The 17562-nt window shown below is 74.6% G+C and carries 16 protein-coding genes and 1 riboswitch; of the genes, 12 read left to right on the top strand and 4 right to left on the bottom strand.

The window, feature by feature from the left end; genetic code table 11:
* Nucleotides 1–235 precede the first annotated feature (235 nt).
* Nucleotides 236–1669, bottom strand: a complete 1434-nt coding sequence (locus ELQ39_RS22670; protein WP_225627552.1) for an MFS transporter — start codon at nucleotides 1667–1669, stop codon at nucleotides 236–238.
* Nucleotides 1670–1890: 221 nt separating this feature from the next.
* Between ELQ39_RS22670 and ELQ39_RS22665 the strand changes: the two genes are divergently transcribed.
* The 5 genes from ELQ39_RS22665 (at nucleotide 1891) to ELQ39_RS22645 (ending at nucleotide 6785) form a co-directional block, all read left to right on the top strand.
* Nucleotides 1891–3630, top strand: a complete 1740-nt coding sequence (locus ELQ39_RS22665) for an MFS transporter (RefSeq protein ID WP_242593664.1) — start codon at nucleotides 1891–1893, stop codon at nucleotides 3628–3630.
* A gap of 191 nt (nucleotides 3631–3821) precedes the next feature.
* Nucleotides 3822–4424, top strand: a complete 603-nt coding sequence (locus tag ELQ39_RS22660) for a class I SAM-dependent methyltransferase (protein WP_228755588.1) — start codon at nucleotides 3822–3824, stop codon at nucleotides 4422–4424.
* Nucleotides 4425–4433: 9 nt separating this feature from the next.
* Entirely contained in the window at nucleotides 4434–5405 is a 972-nt protein-coding gene (locus tag ELQ39_RS22655) for an N-acetylmuramoyl-L-alanine amidase (RefSeq protein WP_242593662.1), read from the top strand.
* A 159-nt stretch (nucleotides 5406–5564) separates the two neighbouring features.
* The gene (locus tag ELQ39_RS22650) at nucleotides 5565–6380 is read left to right on the top strand and encodes a DUF5336 domain-containing protein (RefSeq protein WP_190000394.1); all 816 of its coding nucleotides are present in this window, start codon (nucleotides 5565–5567) and stop codon (nucleotides 6378–6380) included.
* 111 nt (nucleotides 6381–6491) lie between these two features.
* On the top strand, nucleotides 6492–6785 hold the full coding sequence (locus tag ELQ39_RS22645; RefSeq protein ID WP_242593660.1) for a hypothetical protein: 294 nt from the start codon (nucleotides 6492–6494) through the stop codon (nucleotides 6783–6785).
* A 25-nt stretch (nucleotides 6786–6810) separates the two neighbouring features.
* On the opposite strand, the gene ELQ39_RS22640 is transcribed toward ELQ39_RS22645, so the two are convergent.
* From ELQ39_RS22640 to ELQ39_RS22630, 3 genes are read right to left on the bottom strand one after another with little or no spacing between them, the layout of a single operon-like run.
* Nucleotides 6811–7914 carry a prenyltransferase gene (locus ELQ39_RS22640; protein WP_242593658.1) on the bottom strand — a complete coding sequence of 368 codons (1104 nt, stop codon included), beginning with the start codon at nucleotides 7912–7914 and terminating at the stop codon, nucleotides 6811–6813.
* Nucleotides 7911–8651 (bottom strand): class I SAM-dependent methyltransferase, encoded by a 741-nt coding sequence (locus ELQ39_RS22635; RefSeq protein ID WP_190000397.1) that lies wholly within the window; start codon nucleotides 8649–8651, stop codon nucleotides 7911–7913. The genes ELQ39_RS22640 and ELQ39_RS22635 overlap by 4 nt, the downstream gene beginning before the upstream one ends.
* Nucleotides 8645–10102: a glycosyltransferase family 4 protein gene (locus tag ELQ39_RS22630; protein ID WP_190000398.1), complete on the bottom strand. Its 1458-nt coding sequence runs from the start codon at nucleotides 10100–10102 to the stop codon at nucleotides 8645–8647. The genes ELQ39_RS22635 and ELQ39_RS22630 overlap by 7 nt, the downstream gene beginning before the upstream one ends.
* Nucleotides 10103–10309: 207 nt before the next feature.
* Between ELQ39_RS22630 and ELQ39_RS22625 the strand changes: the two genes are divergently transcribed.
* From ELQ39_RS22625 to ELQ39_RS22595, 7 genes are all read left to right on the top strand, one after another.
* A complete protein-coding gene (locus tag ELQ39_RS22625) occupies nucleotides 10310–10954 on the top strand; it encodes a TetR family transcriptional regulator (RefSeq protein ID WP_190000399.1) in 645 nt (214 codons plus the stop codon).
* 104 nt (nucleotides 10955–11058) lie between these two features.
* Nucleotides 11059–11130, top strand: a riboswitch (cobalamin riboswitch).
* Nucleotides 11131–11260: 130 nt separating this feature from the next.
* Nucleotides 11261–12478: a prenyltransferase/squalene oxidase repeat-containing protein gene (locus ELQ39_RS22620; protein WP_242593656.1), complete on the top strand. Its 1218-nt coding sequence runs from the start codon at nucleotides 11261–11263 to the stop codon at nucleotides 12476–12478.
* Complete coding sequence (locus ELQ39_RS22615; RefSeq protein ID WP_242593654.1) at nucleotides 12475–13146, top strand: SCO2322 family protein; 672 nt, start codon at nucleotides 12475–12477, stop codon at nucleotides 13144–13146. The genes ELQ39_RS22620 and ELQ39_RS22615 overlap by 4 nt, the downstream gene beginning before the upstream one ends.
* Nucleotides 13139–14320 carry an energy-coupling factor transporter transmembrane component T gene (locus tag ELQ39_RS22610; RefSeq protein ID WP_391664844.1) on the top strand — a complete coding sequence of 394 codons (1182 nt, stop codon included), beginning with the start codon at nucleotides 13139–13141 and terminating at the stop codon, nucleotides 14318–14320. The genes ELQ39_RS22615 and ELQ39_RS22610 overlap by 8 nt, the downstream gene beginning before the upstream one ends.
* The gene (locus ELQ39_RS22605) at nucleotides 14317–15981 is read left to right on the top strand and encodes an ABC transporter ATP-binding protein (RefSeq protein ID WP_242593652.1); all 1665 of its coding nucleotides are present in this window, start codon (nucleotides 14317–14319) and stop codon (nucleotides 15979–15981) included. Before ELQ39_RS22610 ends, ELQ39_RS22605 begins: the two co-directional genes overlap by 4 nt.
* Nucleotides 15978–16826, top strand: coding sequence for an ECF transporter S component (locus tag ELQ39_RS22600; protein ID WP_225627559.1), 849 nt, complete (start codon nucleotides 15978–15980; stop codon nucleotides 16824–16826). The genes ELQ39_RS22605 and ELQ39_RS22600 overlap by 4 nt, the downstream gene beginning before the upstream one ends.
* Before the next feature lie 308 nt (nucleotides 16827–17134).
* Nucleotides 17135–17560: a transglycosylase SLT domain-containing protein gene (locus tag ELQ39_RS22595; protein WP_190000405.1), complete on the top strand. Its 426-nt coding sequence runs from the start codon at nucleotides 17135–17137 to the stop codon at nucleotides 17558–17560.
* Nucleotides 17561–17562 lie beyond the last annotated feature (2 nt).

Raw genomic sequence — 17562 nt, 5'->3', positions numbered from 1 at the left:
GTACCGGCGCGGACCGTACGGACGGTTCTGCAGGGGGGTGCCGGGCCGGGTCCGCCGTCGAGGGGGACCGCACCCGGCCGGATGCGGCGGACCGGACGTACGACGGCGGCCGGACACCGGCGGCGGCCCCGGCCGTGGCCCGGTGCCCGGGGCGGGATCCGGCACCACGCCCACGACCGTGCCGTCGAACGCGCGAGGCGCGGCGCCGCGCAGCGCCCCCGCCCCGGCCGCGGGTTCAGCCCGACTGCCTCGCGGGCGTCCGCGGCAGCCACGCCCACATCAGGAGGGAGCCCAGTGCCAGAACGGCCGTGCCGGTGGTGAAGACGAGGGCGTAGCCCTCGGTCAGCGCCTCCGGGGTGTCCACGCCGTTCGTGCGGGCCGCCGCGATCGTGGCCATGACCGCGAGGCCGAGGGAGCCGCCCATCGTGCGGGAGGTGTTGACCAGGCCGGACACCAGGCCGGCCTCCTCGGGGGCCGCGCCCGACGTGGCGAGGGAGGCCAGCGGGGTGCCGGCGAGGCCCGCGCCGAGCATCATCAGGACGCCCGGGACCATGATCGCGGTGAGGTAGTCGCCGTCCGCCGTCATCGTGGACTGCCAGGCGAAGCCGGCCGTCGCGACGAGGGTGCCGAGCACCGCCACCGCGCGCGGTCCCGTCGCCCGCATCAGGCGCGGGGCGACCTTGGAGCCGACGATCACGGCGACCGAGCTGGGCACCAGGGCGAGTCCGGCCTCCAGCGGGGTGTAGCCGAGGACGTTCTGCGCGTACAGGGTCATGAAGAACCACATGCAGAACATCGCGGAGCCGCTGAGGAACATGGCGACGTTCGCGGACGCCACCGACCGCAGTCTCAGCAGTCCGAGCGGCATCAGGGGGGCCTTGGCGCGGGCCTCGGCGAACAGGAACAGGGCGACGAGGGCGAGCCCGGCGCACAGCGGCACCACGGTGGACGCCGCCGTCCAGCCGGCCGCCTCCGTCTGGGACACGCCGTACGCCAGGGTGGCGAGGCCCGCCGTGACGAGGACGGCGCCGGGCAGGTCGAGGCGGCGGCCGTCCCCGGCGCGGCTCTCGGGGAGCCGGCGGGCGGCTGCGGCCAGCACGACCGCGCCGACGGGCACGTTGATCAGCAGCACCCAGCGCCAGGACAGCGCCTCGACGAGCACCCCGCCGACGAAGCCGCCCGCCGCGCCGCCGCCCGCGCCGACGGCGGTCCAGGTGGCGATGGCGCGGGCGCGGGCCGCGCCCTCGGGCACCGCCGAGGTGACCAGGGTGAGCGTGGAGGGCGCGAGGACGGCCGCCCCGAGCCCCTGCACGGCCCGCGCCACCAGCAGCTGCCAGCCCTCCTGGGCGAGCCCGCCGGCCAGCGAGGCCAGGGTGAACAGCCCGAGCCCGACGAGGAACATGCGCTTGCGCCCGTAGAGGTCGCCGGCCCGGCCGCCGAGCAGCATGAAGCCCGCGAACGCGATGGAGTACGCGTTGACCACCCACTGCAGGCCCTGCTCGTCCAGCCCGAGGCCGCCGCGTACGGACGGCAGCGCCACGTTCACCACGGAGATGTCGAGGACGACGAGGAACTGGCCGGCGCAGGCGAGCGCGACCACCATCCATACGGGCGGTGCGGTGCGGGCGGGGGCGCTGGTGGTGTCGGGGGCTTCGAGCATGAGGGTCATGGTCTCAATCCCCGCGCGCGGGCCGCATCGGCATTTCGTCCGACCTCCGTCTCCTCCTCCGGACCGAGAGACGGGGAGCCGCCGCGGCCGGGCGACCGGTCCGCGGACGCTCAAGGAACGGTCAAGAAATCGTTAGCGGGCCAAAACAACGGAATAGTTGCCTCGGCGCACGGGGTTCATGGTCCACGTACCTTGCCGTTCGCCGCCTGGAGGCACCCTTCATGACACAGACGACGCCCGTCCGTCCCTCCGGCAGAGCGGGCGCGGCGGTGGTCCCCGTCCTGGCCTTCGCGGGCATCGTCGTCGCGGTGATGCAGACCCTGCTGGTCCCGGTCGTCAAGGACCTGCCGCGCCTGCTGGACACCGCGCCCGCGGACGCCACCTGGGTCCTGACCTCGACGCTGCTGTCGGGCGCCGTGGCCACCCCGATCATGGGGCGGCTCGGCGACCTCTTCGGCAAGCGGCGGATGCTGGTCGCCAGCCTCGCGGTGATGGTGGTGGGCGCGCTGGTCAGCGCGTTCACCAGCGATCTGCTGGTGATGATCGCCGGCCGTACGCTCCAGGGCTTCGCGATGGGCGCGATACCGCTCGGCATCGGCCTGATGCGGGACATGCTGCCGCGCGAACGCCTGGGCTCCGCGATGGCGCTGATGAGCTCCTCCATCGGCGTCGGCGGCGGCCTGGCGCTGCCCGCCGCCGCGCTGGTCGCCCAGCACACCGACTGGCACACCCTCTACCTCGGCGCGGCCGGACTCGGCGTCCTCGCCATCGCCCTCACCCTGGCCGTCGTGCCCGAGTCGCCGCTGCGGGCCGAGGGCTCGTTCGACCTGCCGGGCGCGCTGGGGCTGACCGCCGGACTGGTGCTGTTCCTGCTGCCCGTCTCCAAGGGCAGCGACTGGGGCTGGACGTCCGGCACCACCCTGGGCCTGTTCGGCGCGGCGGCCGTGGTGCTGCTGCTGTGGGGGCTGATGGAACTGCGGGTCGCCGCGCCGCTGGTGGACCTGCGCACCACGGCACGCCGTGAGGTGCTGCTCACCAACCTCGCCTCGATCATGGTCGGCGTCTCCTTCTTCGTCGTCTCCCTGGTCCTCCCCCAGCTGCTCCAGCTGCCCGCGGGAACGGGGCACGGGCTCGGGCAGTCGATGGTGGTCGCGGGGCTGTGCGTGGCGCCGCTGGGCCTGACCATGATGTTCACGGCGCCGGTGTACGCACGGCTGTCCTCCCGGTACGGCCCGAAGACCACGCTGATCATCGGCCTGCTGGTGATCGCGGCCGGGTACGGCGGCGGGCTCGGGCTGATGAGCGCCGCCTGGCAGACCGTGGTCACCTCGGTCGTCCTCGGCGCGGGCATCGGTCTCGCCTACTCCTCGCTGCCCGCGCTGATCGTCGGCGCGGTCCCGGCCTCCGAGACCGGCGCGGCGAACGGCCTGAACACGCTCATGCGCTCCATCGGCACGTCGGTGTCCAGCGCCGTGATCGGCATGGTGCTGGCCAACACCTCGGACATGGTGGGCGGGGTCGCGGTGCCGACGCTGCACGGGTTCCGCGTGTCGTTCGGTATCGCGACGGCGGCGGTGGCCGTGGGCCTGGTGCTGGCGCTGTTCCTGCCCGGCCGGCGCCCGTCGGAGCACCCGCAGCTGCGGGCGAGCAGCGAGGAGGAGGCGAACCTGGAGCGGGCGCGGGAGGCGCTGCGCGGCTTCCGCGGCCGGGTGCTGGACGCGACCGGCGCGCCGGTCGCCCGCGCCCGGGTCACCCTCATCGACCGGCACGGCCGCCGCGCGGGCGCCACGGTCTCCGCGACCGACGGCACCTACGCCCTCGCGGTCCCGGCCCAGGGCCCCTACGTCCTCGCCGCCCGCGCCCCCGGCCACGGCCCCCTCGCCTCCCCGGCGACCCACACGGGCGCGGGCGGCGGCGTCGACGTGGACCTGCCGCTGCCTCCGGAGACGGTCACGGCGTGACGGCCGGGGGCCGCCCGTGACGCGTCACGGGCGGCCCCCCGGTCACCTCCCGGCACCCCCCTCCCCCGCCCCCGTCGGCACTACGGCAGCATGGCCCCGTGGAGACTTCTGTGACCTGCGGAAAGGCGGAGCTCGTGGTGAAGGCGCCGGAGGCGGCCGTGCTCGCCGCGTTCGAGGCGGCGAAGGGGTTCATGCCGCTGGACGAGGGGCTGGCCCTGTACGCGGCCGCGGTCGAGGCCGGGCGGCTGGGACTGCCGTTGCTGGAGATCGGGACGTACTGCGGCCGCTCCACGATCCTGCTCGCCGACGCGGCCCGCGCGGCCGGTGTCACCGCGCTCACCGTGGACCACCACCGGGGCAGCGAGGAGCAGCAGCCGGGCTGGGAGTACCACGACCCGGAGACGGTCGACCCGGAGCTGGGTGTGATGGACACCCTGCCCACGTTCCGGCGGACCCTGCGCCGGGCCGGTCTCGAGGAGCACGTGGTGGCGCTGGTGGGGCGCTCCCCGCAGATCGCCGCCCTGTGGGGGCGCCCGCTGGGCCTGGTGTTCGTCGACGGCGGCCACACCGACGAACACGCGAGCGCCGACTACGAGGGCTGGGCCCCGCATGTCGCCGAGGGCGGGCTGCTCGTCATCCACGACGTCTTCCCCGACCCGGTGGACGAGTTCACCGGGCAGGCCCCGTACCGCGTGCACCAGCGGGCGCTGAGGTCCGGGGAGTTCACGGAGGTCTCCGCCACGGGTTCGCTGCGCGTCCTGCGCCGTACGGGTGCGGCCGCCGCGCACCGTTAGGGTGGCTGCGTGTCGTACACAGGTCCCGACTTCGATCCGCCCCCGCAGCGGCGCTCCCGCCGTGGTCCGCTGACCGTGGCCCTCGCCGCGCTGGTCTGCGGCGGGCTGCTCGGCTGGGGCGTGTACGCGGCCACGGGCGGCACGGACGACAAGGGCGAGGGGGCCGGGGGTTCCCCGTCGGCCGCGCCCCGCACGCCGTCCCCCGCCGTCTCCTCCCCCGCCTCCGCCGGCAGCGCCTCGCCGTCCGCGGAGGGCGGGGAACCCCCCGCCTCGCGGACGCCCTCCGCGTCCGCGCCCGCCGCGGCCGGCCCGCTCAAGGGCAAGGTCGTCGTCATCGATCCGGGCCACAACCCGACGAACGTCAGGCACACGGCGGAGATCAACCGTCAGGTGGACGTCGGCACGCACCGCAAGGAGTGCGACACCACCGGCACGTCCACCAACGTCGGTTACGCGGAGGCCGAGTTCACCCTGGACGTCGCCCACCGGATGCGCGCCCTGCTGGAGCAGCAGGGCGCGACGGTGAAGCTGACGCAGGACCGCGACCGCCCGTACGGGCCGTGCGTGGACGAGCGGGCCCGGATCGGCAACGCGGCCAAGGCCGACGCGGTCGTGTCGATCCACGCCGACGGCTCCGGCGCGGGCAACCGCGGCTTCCATGTGATCCTGCCGGGCTCCGTGAACGAGGGCGAGGCGGACACCCGCGCCATCGTGGGCCCTTCGCGCGCGCTCGGGGAGCGCATCGCGGGCAACTTCGTCCGCGTCACCGGCACCGCGCCGTCCAACTACGTCGGCGGCGGCACCGGACTCGTCACGCGGAAGGACCTGGGCGGTCTCAATCTGTCAACGGTTCCGAAGGTGTTCATCGAGTGCGGGAACATGCGCGATAGCAAGGACGCGGCGCTGCTGACCAGCGGCGCCTGGCGGCAGAAAGCGGCGCAAGGGATTTCCGAGGGAATCGTGAGTTTCCTGCGCGGGTAGGGATCAGTGCGCTGATCCGGGCGGACAGCCCGATCCGGCGGACGATAGTGTCGTCCGTACGATCAGGGGCCACCCCCGCGCTTCGCACCGGACCCTACGGGGCGACCTGGTGACAGCGACGCCTCTTCCGACGACGAGACGACCTACGAAGGACCTGAAGTGAATATCCGCTCCCTCACTCGAGGCGACGGCGTGGTGATCGGAGCAGCCGTACTGCTGTTCATCGCGTCGTTCCTCGATCTGTACTCGATCGAAGGCGCCTCGGACAGCGTGGACATCCCCAGCCTGTGGGCGAGCGGTCCGGTGCTGCTGAGCGTGGTGCTGGCGGGCCTCATCGCCGCGGCCCTGATCGTCGTCGCCCGGGGTCTGCCGCAGGCGCCGAAGGTCGCGGGTCTGGACCTGGCGCCGTTCGGCGTCGCCTTCGCGGTGTTCGCCGCCTGGAGCGCGCTGGGCAACGTCTTCGACCCGGCCGGCGGCGCCGACAACTTCGGGGGCGGCGGCGACGGCCCCGACGCGGGCCTCGGCCTGATCCTCGCGCTCGTCGCCACGCTGGTGATGGCGGCGGCGGCCGTGGCCACGCCGATGGTGCCGGCGCTCAAGGGCGCACTGCTCCCGGCCGCCCGCCCCGCCGCCCCGCAGCAGCCGTACGGCGCGCAGCCGCCCGGCGGTTACGGCTACCCGGGCGCCCAGCAGGCGGCCTTCGGCGGCCAGCCGGGGCAGCCCGGCCAGCCGTACGGCCAGCCGCAGCAGGGCCAGCCGGCCGCGCCGCCCGCCGCGGACTTCTCGCCGTTCTGGTTCGCCGTGCCGGTGCCGCGTCCGCTGTTCGCCGAGGACGGCTCGCCCACGCCGATCGCCGAACTCGCCCCGGGCACCTGGTACCTGGCGGTGGAGCAGCGTGGTCAGGCGCTGGTCGCCCAGACGCAGGACGGCCGCCGCGGCGTCCTGCAGGACACCTCGGGCATCCAGCGCGGCTGAGCCCTCGGCCCCGTCGTCGACGGCCCCTCGCCCTGCCGGGCGGGGGGCCGTTCGCGTGCGCCCCGCGAACGGGGCTGGTTTCAAGCGGGCGTTCGGGGCCAGACGGACACCATGTCCCCTCGATATCGCTCTGGTTCCACCTCCGCGGGGACGGTCATCGCGGTGATCGCGGACGTCATGGCCGTCATCCTCGGACTGTGGATTCTGATGTATCTGCTGGACGCCAACCGGGCCAACGACCTGGTGCAGTTCGTCCATGACGCGGCCAACTGGCTGGCAGCCTGGTCGCGTGACCTGTTCACCTTCGACGAGGAGTGGGCGCGGGTCGTCTTCGGCTACGGACTCGCCGCCGTGATCTACCTGTTCGTCGGCCACGCCGTCGCCGGCCGGCTGCGCCGCCACTGACCCGGGCGGACCCGGGCCGGGCGGCTCAGGCGTCCGGGCAGCAGTCCGGGTCCATGCCCTTCGGCAGCTGCTCGCCGCCGAAGACCGCGCAGGTCGGCTCGTGACCGCCGAGGGCGGCGACGGCCAGCAGCAGCGACCCCGCCGTCCAGGTGGTCAGCTCGCGCGGCCATATGGCGTCGTCGTCGAAGACGTAGCCCGTCCAGTACAGGCCGCTCTCCGGATCGCGCAGGTGCTGGATCGACTGGAGCACCTCCAGCGCGCGGTCGGACTCGCCCGTCGCCCAGAGCGCCAGGGCGAGTTCGGCCGACTCGCCGCCCGTCACCCAGGGGTTGGGCACCACGCAGCGCACCCCGAGGCCGGGCACGACGAACCGCTCCCAGCCCTCGTCGATGCGCTCCCGCGCCTCGGCGCCGGTCAGCGCGCCGCCGAGCACCGGGTAGTACCAGTCCATGGAGTAGCGGTCCTTGTCCAGGAACCGCTCCGGATGGCGCCGGATGGCGTGCCGCAGCGCACCCACGGCCAGCTCCCAGTCGGGCTGGGGCTCCTCGCGCTGCTCGGCGATGGCGAGGGCGCAGCGCAGGGCGTGGTGGACGGAGGAGGAGCCGGTGAGGAGCGCGTCCGTGGCGGGCGTGCCGTCGTCGTCGCGCCGCCAGCCGATCTGCCCGCCGGGCTGCTGGAGCCTCAGCACGAACTCCACGGCCGCGCACACGGTGGGCCACATGCGGTCCAGGAACGTGTCGTCGCCGGTGGCGAGGTAGTGGTGCCACACGCCGACGGCGATGTAGGCGACGAAGTTGGTCTCCCGGCCCCGGTCGGTGACGTCGTCCGGGTCCCCGTCGGCGTAGGCCGCGTACCAGGAGCCGTCGTCGAGCTGGTGCCGGGCCAGCCACAGGTAGGCCCGCTCGGCCGCCTCGTGCTCGCCCGCCGTGTCCAGCGCCATCGCGGCCTCGACGTGATCCCACGGGTCGAGGTGGTGACCGCGGAACCACGGGATGGCGCCGTCCTCCCGCTGCACCGCGAGGATGCCGGCGACGGTCTGCGCCGCCTCCTCGGGCGTCAGCACGCCCGTGAGGACGAGGTGTTCGGCGCTGGGGGTGCGGGGGTCGCCGGCCGACCGGGAGGTCGTCACGTGGCGTCCGCCTCGGCGCGCGGCAGGTGCGGCTTGGTCGCGTAGGCCACGAAGCTCTTGCCGATCACCGGGTTCAGGGCCCGCTCGGCGACCCGGGTGGCCAGCGGCTTCTTCATGATGTCCCAGACCAGCAGCTTGTGGTAGGCGCGTACCGGCAGCGCCTTGTCGTTGTCGACGCCGAACGCGCACTTCAGCCACCAGTACGGCGAGTGCAGGGCGTGGGCGTGGTGGGTGCCGTAGGGGCGCAGGCCGGCCTCGCGGATCTTGGCGAGGAGTTCGTCCGCCTTGTAGATGCGGATGTGGCCGCCCTCGACCTCGTGGTAGGCGTCGGACAGGGTCCAGCAGACCTTCTCCGGGCCGTAGCGCGGGACGGTGACGGCGATGCGGCCGCCCGGCTTGAGGACGCGCACCATCTCGGCGAGCACGCCCTTGTCGTCGGGGATGTGCTCCATCACCTCGGAGATGATGACGACGTCGAAGGACTCGTCGGGGAAGGGCAGGGCGAGGGCGTCGCCCTCCATGGCCGTGGCGGTGGCCCCGGCGGGCGCCTCACCGGCCTCCTTCATCGCCGCGAACCACTTGGCGACCTCGCGGATCTCCTCGGCGTTCCGGTCCAGTGCGACGACCTGGGCGCCGCGCCGGTAGCACTCGAAGGCGTGCCGTCCGGCGCCGCAGCCGAGATCCAGGACGCGGTCGCCCGGGGCGAGCGGGAACCGGGAGAAGTCGACGGTCAGCACGTGGCCCTGCTTTCACGGTCGGAGGTGTCGGCCGCGGGCACGGGTACGCCGCCCGTGTCCGCGAGAGCGTCGGGGACGAGGTCGAGGTCCGCGTGCGCCGGGTCCCGCGGGGCCGGGCCCGGCGCACGGACGGCCGTGTCCCGGCCGGCGCGGGCGGTCTCGATGGCCTCGCGGTAGCGGGCGACGGTGCCCTCGGCGGCGCGCGCCCAGGTGAAGTTGGCCAGCACGCGGTCGCGTCCGGCGGCGCCGAGGCGGGCACGCAGTTCGCCGTCGCCGAGGAGCCGGGTGAGCGCGGCGGCCAGGGCGCCCGCGTCGCCGGGCGGCACGGCCAGACAGGTCTCCCCGTCGCGTCCGGCGACCTCGGGGATGGCGCCGCCGGTGGTGGCGACCAGCGGGGTGCCGGTGGCCATGGCCTCGGCGGCCGGGAGGGAGAAGCCCTCGTAGAGCGACGGCACGCAGGCGACCTGCGCGGAGCGCACCAGGTCGACGAGTTCGGCGTCGGAGATTCCCTTGACGAACTCGACGGCGCCCTCGAGGCCGTAGCGCTCCATCGCCTGGGCGACGGGGCCCTCGGTGGGGCGCTTGCCGACCACGACGAGGTGGGCGTCGGGCTGTTCGGCGCGCACCTTGGCGAGCGCCTCGACGAGGAAGACCAGGCCCTTCAGCGGCACGTCGGCGCTGGAGGTGGTGACGATCCGGCCCGGGACGACCGCGACGGACGGGTCCGGGGAGAACAGGTCGGTGTCGGCGCCGATGTGGACGACGTGGATGCGGTCGGGCCGGACGCCGAGGTCCTCGACGATCTCGGCGCGGGAGCTGCCGGAGACGGTGAGCACGGACGGCAGCCGGCGCGCGACGCGCTTCTGCATGCGGGTGAACGCGTACCAGCGGCGCACCGACATCCGGCGCTTCCAGTCCTCGGCGGCGTCCAGTTCGAGGCGGCGGTCGACGGTGATGGGGTGGTGGACGGTGGTCACCAGGGGCGCGCCGAGGTCGCCGAGCAGGCCGTAGCCGAGGGTCTGGTTGTCGTGGACGACGTCGAAGTCGCCGCGGCGGGCACGCAGATGGCGGCGGGCGCGCAGCGAGAAGGTCAGCGGCTCGGGGAAGCCGCCGGTCCACATGGTGCCGACCTCGAGGGCGTCGACCCAGTCGCGGAACTCGTCGCGCTTCGGGGTGCGGAAGGGGTCCGGCTGCCGGTAGAGGTCGAGGCTGGGCAGCTCGGTGAGGCTCAGCCCGTCGTACCCCTCGTCGAGCACCGGGTAGGGCTGGGCGCCGATGACCTCGACGCGGTGCCCCAGCCGGGCCAGTTCACGGGAGAGATGGCGCACGTAGACGCCCTGGCCGCCGCAGAACGGGTTTCCCTTGTAGGTGAGGAGCGCGATGCGGAGCGGTCGCGAGCCGTCGGATGCGGGGCCTGCCGAGGGCCCGGCCTGACTGGCCTCAGCGGTCACTCTGGGACCCCCTTCTGCCTGCACTGTCCCGCGACAGTACGACGGGACGCCGATCTAGAACAAGTTTCAGAGTTGATCGTTCGGAGGATCCGAATCTACCGGCAGGTAAGAACGCCGGCAGCGGTGGATCAGGTGATTCACGCCACGGCGGACGCCGTGCCATGCTGTCCGATCATCGATCCTCACCGACTGTCACGGACGGGACCCATGCCCGCGGATGCCCACAGGACCAAGGCGGCGCCGGACGCCGGGCGCGCCGAGCCGGCCTCCCCGCTCACGGAGCGGCAGGAGGCGCGGCGCCGGCGCATTCTCGAGGCGTGCGCGCGGCTGGCCTCGAGGGGCGGTTTCGACGCGGTGCAGATGCGTGAGGTCGCGGAGTCCTCGCAGGTGGCGCTGGGCACGCTGTACCGCTACTTCCCGTCGAAGATCCATCTGCTGGTGGCGACGATGCAGGACCAGCTGGAGCATCTGCACGCGACGCTGCGCAAGAAGCCCCCGGCCGGCGAGACGGCGGCGGAGCGGGCCGCCGGGACGCTGATGCGCGCGTTCCGCGCGCTGCAGCGGGACCCGCTGCTGGCGGACGCGATGGTGCGGGCGCTGACGTTCGCGGACCGCAGTGTGAGCGCGGAGGTGGAGCAGGTCTTCCGGCGGACGACGGCGATCGTCCTGGACGCGACGGACCTGACCGACCCGACGCCCGAGCAGTTGTCGGCGGTGCGGGTGATCGGGCACACCTGGCACTCGACGCTGATCACCTGGCTGTCGGGGCGGGCCTCCATCGAGCAGGTGGCCGTGGACATCGAAACGGTGTGCCGGCTGATCGACCTGACCGCTGCGCCGCGGGTGCCGTGACCCCCGTCACCTCGCGCCTGTGCGCCTCTCCTCACGCCCGCGGCCGCCCCGGACACCCGTTCTACGGGCGGGTAGAGTGGCCGCGTCGTTTCACACCCGTACGGGGGGAAGCCGGTGCGAATCCGGCGCTGACCCGCAACCGTGAGCCGTCGTGGAGACGGTGAGCCGGAATGCCCCGCACGGATCGTGACCGGCTCACGTGCCCGGCGTCCCGCCGGCGCACGGGCACCGTCGAGGTTTACGGAGCCGAGCCGCCGGGGTGTCCCGCGCTGCCCGGCCCTCTGCAGGGAGAGGCACCCGCCCGTCATGAACGTCCGCCGCAGCGCAGCGGTGCTGGCCGCCGTCGCCGTCCTCGGCGCCGCCGCACCGGCCGCAGCCGACTCGTCCCCGTCGCCGACCCCGCAGGCGCTGCCGTCCGCGCTGTACGGCGACACCGACCCGCAGTACGACGGGGTGTGGCGCCAGTCGCTCGCCCTGCTCGCCCAGCACGCCGCGGGCGTCGAGCCGCCGAAGGCCGCCGTCGGCTGGCTGACCGGCCAGCAGTGCGCCGACGGCTCCTTCGCGCCGTTCCGCGCCGACCCGTCCGCCGCCTGTGACGCGAAGACCATGGTCGACACCAACCAGACCGCCGCCGCCGTGCAGGCGCTCGCCGCGCTCGGCGGCCACGACGCGGTCACGGACAAGGCCGTCGGCTGGCTGAAGTCCGTGCAGAACAAGGACGGCGGCTGGGGCTACACCGCGGGCAGCCCCAGCGACACCAACTCCACCTCCGTCGTCGTCGGCGCGCTCGCCGCCGCCGGCGAGAAGCCGGGCGAGGTGAGGAAGGGCGGCAGGTCCCCCTACGACGCGCTGCTCGGCCTGGAGCTGCCCTGCACCGGCAAGGGCGCGGGCGCGTTCGCGTACCAGCCGGAGAAGGACGGCTCGCTGACCGCCAACGCGGACGCGACGGCGGCGGGCGTGCTCGGCGCGCTCGGCCGGGGTCTGCTGGTCGAGCCCGGCAAGGGCGACGGCGCCGCCGGCTCCTGCGTGAAGGCGGCCACCCCTGAGCAGGCCGCCGCGAACGGCGCCGCGCACCTGGCCGGCGCGCTCGCCGCCAAGGGGTATCTGCTCGCCGCGACGCCCGGCGCCGAGGACCAGCCCGACGTCGGCAACACCGCCGACGCGGTGGTCGCCCTCGCCGCCCAGGGGGAGACGGCGCAGGCGGAGAAGTCGTACGCCTGGCTGGAGGAGAACGCCGCCGGCTGGGCAGCGCAGAGCGGGCCCGCCGCCTACGCGCAGCTGATCCTCGCCGCGCACGCGACCGGCGCGGACCCGCGCGACTTCGGCGGCACGGACCTGGTGAAGCAGCTCCAGGCCGCCGGCCCCGACGCACCCGGGAAGACCACGAAGGCGGGGGACGAGGCCGAGGACGAGAAAGACTCGGACTCCCCGTTCGGCGTGTGGTGGTTCGTCGGCGTCTGCCTGGTCGCGGGCATCGGCATCGGTTTCCTGATCAGCAACCGCACCAAGAGGCAGCAGCCGTGATCCGCCGCTTCGCCGTGCTGTTCCTGGCCGCGCTCCTGCCGCTGTCGGCGGGCGCCGGCCAGGCCCACGCAGCCGGGTACCGCTACTGGTCCTTCTGGGAGCGGGACGGCTCGGCGTGGACGTACGCCACCGTGGGCCCGTCGCTGGCGCGTCCCGCGGACGGCGACGTCCAGGGCTTCCGCTTCTCGGTCAGCGAGGACTCGGGCGACGCGGCGAAGCCGCGCGGCGCCGCCGGCTTCGACACGATCTGCGCGAGGACGCCCGCGAAGGACGGCACCAAGCGGGTGGCGCTGGTGATCGACTTCGGCACGCCCGCCGACGCCCCGTCCGGGGAGAAGCCGCCGGCCGGCCGCACGGCCTGCGCGCAGGTGGCGGAGGACGCCACGACGGCGGAGGCACTGGCCTCGGTCGCCGAGCCGCTGCGCTACGACAGCAACGCGCTGCTGTGCGCGATCGCCGGCTATCCGGCGAAGGGCTGCGGCGAGCAGGTCGCCACGGGCGGGAAGGAGTCGTCGCCCGCGGAGAGCGCCGAGACCACCGGGACCGCCGAAGAGGCCTCCCCGCAGGACGACGGCGGCTCCGGTCCCTCCGTGGGGCTGATCGCGGGCGCGGCGGTGGTGGCCGTGCTGGGCGCCGCCGCCGTCTGGCAGGTCCGTCGCCGTGCGTGAGGCACGCGGCTCCGGGCGTCCGGGTCTCGCCCGGCCGCGCCCGGAGCGGGGGACGCCGCCCGCCGGCGTCCCCGTCCCGCGCTCGCGCCGCGCGCTGCACCCCGGCGCGTGGTGGCTGTGGGCCCTGGCGCTGGGCACCGCGGCCACCCGCACCACCAATCCGCTCCTGCTCGCCCTGCTGATCACCGTCTCCGGATACGTCGTGGCCGTCCGCCGCCCGCACACGCCGTGGGCCCGCTCCTACGGCGCCTTCGTCAAGCTCGCCGCCGCCGTGCTGCTGCTGCGGCTCGCCTTCGCGGTCGTCCTGGGCTCGCCGATCCCCGGCACCCACACCCTGTTCACGCTGCCCGAGGTGCCGCTGCCCGACTGGGCGCAGGGCATCCGCCTGGGCGGCCGGGTCACCGCGGAGGGCCTCACCTTCGCCCTCTACGACGCGCTGCGCCTGGCCGCGCTGCTGATCTGCGTGGGCGCCGCGAACGCCCTGGCCAGCCCGTCCCGCCTGCTGAAGTCGCTGCCCGGCGCCCTGTACGAGCTGGGCGTGGCCGTGGTGGTGGCGCTGACCTTCGCGCCGAACCTGATCGCCGACGTACGGCGGCTGCGGGCGGCCCGCCGGCTGCGGGGCCGCCCCGACAAGGGCGTGCGCGGTCTGGTGCAGGTGGGCCTGCCGGTCCTCGAGGGCGCGCTGGAGCGGTCGGTGTCCCTGGCCGCCGCGATGGACGCGCGCGGGTACGGCCGTACCGCCGAGGTGCCGCCCGCCGTGCGGCGCACCACCGCCGCCCTCACGCTCGGCGGTCTGCTGGGCGTGTGCGCGGGGACGTACGGGCTGCTCACCGCCGCGGGCGGCAGTTACGGGCTGCCCGTGCTGCTGGCGGGTCTGGCGTCGGCGCTCGCGGGCCTCCGGCTCGGCGGGCGGCGCACCCTGCGCACCCGCTACCGTCCGGACCCGTGGGACGCCCGCGCCTGGCTGGTCTCCGCGTCCGGCGCCGCCGTGGCGGCCCTCCTGATCCTGGCCGGCTCGCTGGACCCCGGGGCGCTCAGGCCCGGTGTGGTCCCGCTGGAGCCGCCCACCCTGCCCCTGTGGCCGGCGGCGGCCGTGCTGCTCGGACTGCTGCCCGCCTTCGTCACCCCCGCCCCCGAGGCGGCCCGCGACCCCCGCAAGGAGCCGACGACGTGATCCGCTTCGAGAACGTGTCGGTGACCTACGACGGCGCGGCGCGGCCCGCCGTGCGGGACGTCGACCTGGAGGTGCCCGAGGGCGAACTGGTGCTGCTGGTCGGCCCGTCCGGCGTCGGCAAGTCGACGGTGCTGGGCGCGGTCGGCGGACTGGTGCCGCACTTCACCGGCGGCACCCTGCACGGCCGGGTGACGGTCGCCGGCCGCGACACCCGCACCCACAAGCCGCGCGAACTCGCCGACGTGGTGGGCACGGTGGGCCAGGACCCGCTGTCCCACTTCGTGACGGACACCGTGGAGGACGAACTCGCCTACGGCATGGAGTCGCTGGGCCTGCCCCCGGACGTGATGCGCCGCCGCGTCGAGGAGACCCTCGACCTGCTGGGCCTGGCCGACCTGCGGGACCGGCACATCTCCACGCTGTCCGGCGGCCAGCGGCAGCGGGTGGCCATCGGCTCGGTCCTCACCCCGCACCCGAAGGTGCTGGTCCTGGACGAGCCGACGTCCGCCCTGGACCCGGCGGCCGCCGAGGAGGTCCTCGCGGTCCTCCAGCGCCTGGTGCACGACCTGGGCACCACGGTCCTGATGGCCGAGCACCGTCTGGAGCGGGTCGTGCAGTACGCCGATCAGGTCGTGCTGATGCCGGGCCCCGGCGAGCGGCCCTGGACGGGCGCCCCGGCGGAGGTCATGGCGGTGTCACCGGTGTGCCCACCGGTGGTCGAGCTGGGCCGCCTGGCCGGCTGGTCCCCGCTGCCCCTGACGGTCCGCGACGCCCGCCGCAGGGCGGCCCCGCTGCGGGACCGCCTGGAGGGCAGGGGACCCGGGCGGGACACCGCCGCTCCCCGGACGGCTCCCCCGGCGAAGCGTCTCCTCGGACGGGCGAGGAAGCAGACCGACGGCGCTCCCGGGCCGGTGGCCGAGGTGCGGTCCCTCGCGGTCCGCCGGGACCGGGTGCAGGCGCTGACCCGGGTGGACCTCACGGTGTCGCCCGGTGAGACGGTCGCGCTCATGGGCCGTAACGGCGCCGGCAAGTCGACGCTGCTCGGCGCGCTGGTGGGGCTGGTCGCCCCGTCGTCCGGGTCGGTCCGCACCGGCGGCGCGGTCCCGCACCGCACCCGCCCCCGCGACCTGGTCCGCAGGGTCGGCCTGGTCCCGCAGGAGCCGCGTGACCTGCTGTACGCGGACACGGTGGCGGCGGAGTGCGCGGCCGCCGACCGGGACGCGGAGGCGGAGCCCGGCACCTGCCGTGCGCTGCTCGCCGAGCTGCTGCCGTCGGTGGCGGACGACATGCACCCCCGCGACCTGTCCGAGGGGCAGCGGCTCACGCTCGCCCTCGCGGTGGTGCTCACGGCCCGGCCGCCCCTGCTGCTGCTCGACGAGCCGACGCGCGGCCTGGACTACGCGGCGAAGGCACGGCTGACGGCGATTCTGCGCCGGCTGGCCGCCGAGGGCCACGCCATCGTCCTCGCCACGCACGACGTGGAACTGGCGGCGGAGCTGGCGCACCGGGTGGTGCTGCTCGCCGAGGGCGAGGTGATCGCGGACGGCCCGTCGGCGGAGGTGGTCGTGGCGTCCCCGGCGTTCGCGCCGCAGGTGGCGAAGATCCTGGCGCCGCAGCCCTGGCTCACGGTCGCCCAGGTGAAGGAGGCGCTGGAGCGATGAGCGCGCCGGCCTCCCCCGCACCGCCCGTGGACCGCCAGGCCCGCGCCCTGCGTCTCGGCCCCCGCACCTGGCTGGCGCTGGCGCTGGTGAGCGCGGTGGGCGTGGCCGGCTTCGGCTGGCCGTTCCTCGCCCCGCCCGATTCGGCGGTGAACGCGCACGAGGGCGACGCGCCGTGGCTCTTCGCCGGGCTGCTCGTCCTGCTGGTGGCCGTGGTGGCGGCGGCCCTGTCGGAGTCGGACCTGGGCGCGAAGGCGGTGGCGATGCTCGGCGTCCTCGCGGCGGCGGGCGCGGCCCTGCGCCCCGTCGGCGCGGGCACGGCCGGTCTGGAGCCCATGTTCTTCCTGATGGTGCTCAGCGGCCGGGTCCTCGGGCCGGGGTTCGGCTTCGCCCTGGGCTCGGTCACGATGTTCGCGTCGGCGCTGCTCACCGGCGGGGTGGGTCCCTGGCTGCCGTTCCAGATGCTGGCGATGGGCTGGTTCACCATGGGAGCGGGCTTCCTGCCGGGCCCCGACCGGCTGCGGGGCCGCCCGGAGGTGTGGATGCTCGCCGTCTACGGCTTCCTGGCCGCCTTCGCCTACGGCACGGTGATGAACCTGGCGGGCTGGACCTTCATGTCCTCGCTCGCCTCGAACATCGCCTTCGACGGCGCCGATCCGGTGGCCGCCAACCTGGCCCGCTTCGTCGCGTACTGCCTGGCCACCTCCCTCGGCTGGGATCTGGGGCGGGCCGTGATCACGGTGGTGCTGACGCTGACCGTCGGCGCCACGGTGCTGCGGGCGCTGCGCCGCGCCACACGCAGGGCCGCCTTCGAGGCGCCGGTCACATTCGACGACGCCCCTCGGTGAGGGCGTGTGCGCGCCCTGTGGGCGAGGTGGTGAAGCACCCCACATGACCGGCGTCACATACGAAGGAGGGCCGTAGACCGGCCGCGCGCCCACTCAAGGCCATCGCGCACCAAAACGGACTTTACGGAGAGAAGGTTACGAACGCCTCCGACGGTCGGTAGTAAAAGGGACCTTTGCGGGCGATCCGGGGATTTGTTTCTGTGGAGCGGTCGCCGGGCGCCGACGAACCCCACGGGTCGCGGCGCCGACGTATGCCCCCGCCGCACGGTGAGGCAGCGACTCCCCTGCATCCGACCGAAAGGCCGCCTGTGTCCGCCGTTTCCCTCCTCCGCTCCGTCGCCACCCCGAAGAAGGCCGTTGTCGGCGCCGCCCTGACGGCCGCCACGTGCGGCACGCTGATCGCCGCCGCGCCGGCCCAGGCCGCGACCACGGCGGCCCCCACCGCCGCCTCGGCCCAGGCGACCGCGAAGAAGCTGATCGGCAACTCGGCCGAGTTCCAGTGCTTCTCGAACATCGTGTCGCACGAGAGCGGCTGGAACCCGCAGGCCACCAACGCATCCAGCGGCGCCTACGGCCTGGTCCAGGCGCTCCCGGCCTCGAAGATGGCCTCGGCCGGCTCGGACTGGAAGACCAACCCGGCCACCCAGATCAAGTGGGGCCTGGACTACATGAAGGACCGCTACGGCAGCGCCTGCGACGCCTGGTCCTTCTGGCAGGCCAACAACTGGTACTGACG

This window comes from Streptomyces sp. GB4-14 (assembly GCF_022696125.1).
GTDB lineage: Bacteria > Actinomycetota > Actinomycetes > Streptomycetales > Streptomycetaceae > Streptomyces > Streptomyces werraensis.
Note: the sequence above shows the minus strand (reverse complement) of the source record. Positions and strands in the feature narration are given on the sequence as shown.

Coding starts and splice junctions, on each gene's coding strand:
- ELQ39_RS22645 (WP_242593660.1), top strand. CDS start 6,492: ATGTCCCCTCGATATCGCTCTGGTTCCACCTCCGCGGGGACGGTCATC.
- ELQ39_RS22665 (WP_242593664.1), top strand. CDS start 1,891: ATGACACAGACGACGCCCGTCCGTCCCTCCGGCAGAGCGGGCGCGGCG.
- ELQ39_RS22625 (WP_190000399.1), top strand. CDS start 10,310: ATGCCCGCGGATGCCCACAGGACCAAGGCGGCGCCGGACGCCGGGCGC.
- ELQ39_RS22620 (WP_242593656.1), top strand. CDS start 11,261: ATGAACGTCCGCCGCAGCGCAGCGGTGCTGGCCGCCGTCGCCGTCCTC.
- ELQ39_RS22670 (WP_225627552.1), bottom strand. CDS start 1,669: ATGACCCTCATGCTCGAAGCCCCCGACACCACCAGCGCCCCCGCCCGC.
- ELQ39_RS22660 (WP_228755588.1), top strand. CDS start 3,822: ATGCCGCTGGACGAGGGGCTGGCCCTGTACGCGGCCGCGGTCGAGGCC.
- ELQ39_RS22600 (WP_225627559.1), top strand. CDS start 15,978: ATGAGCGCGCCGGCCTCCCCCGCACCGCCCGTGGACCGCCAGGCCCGC.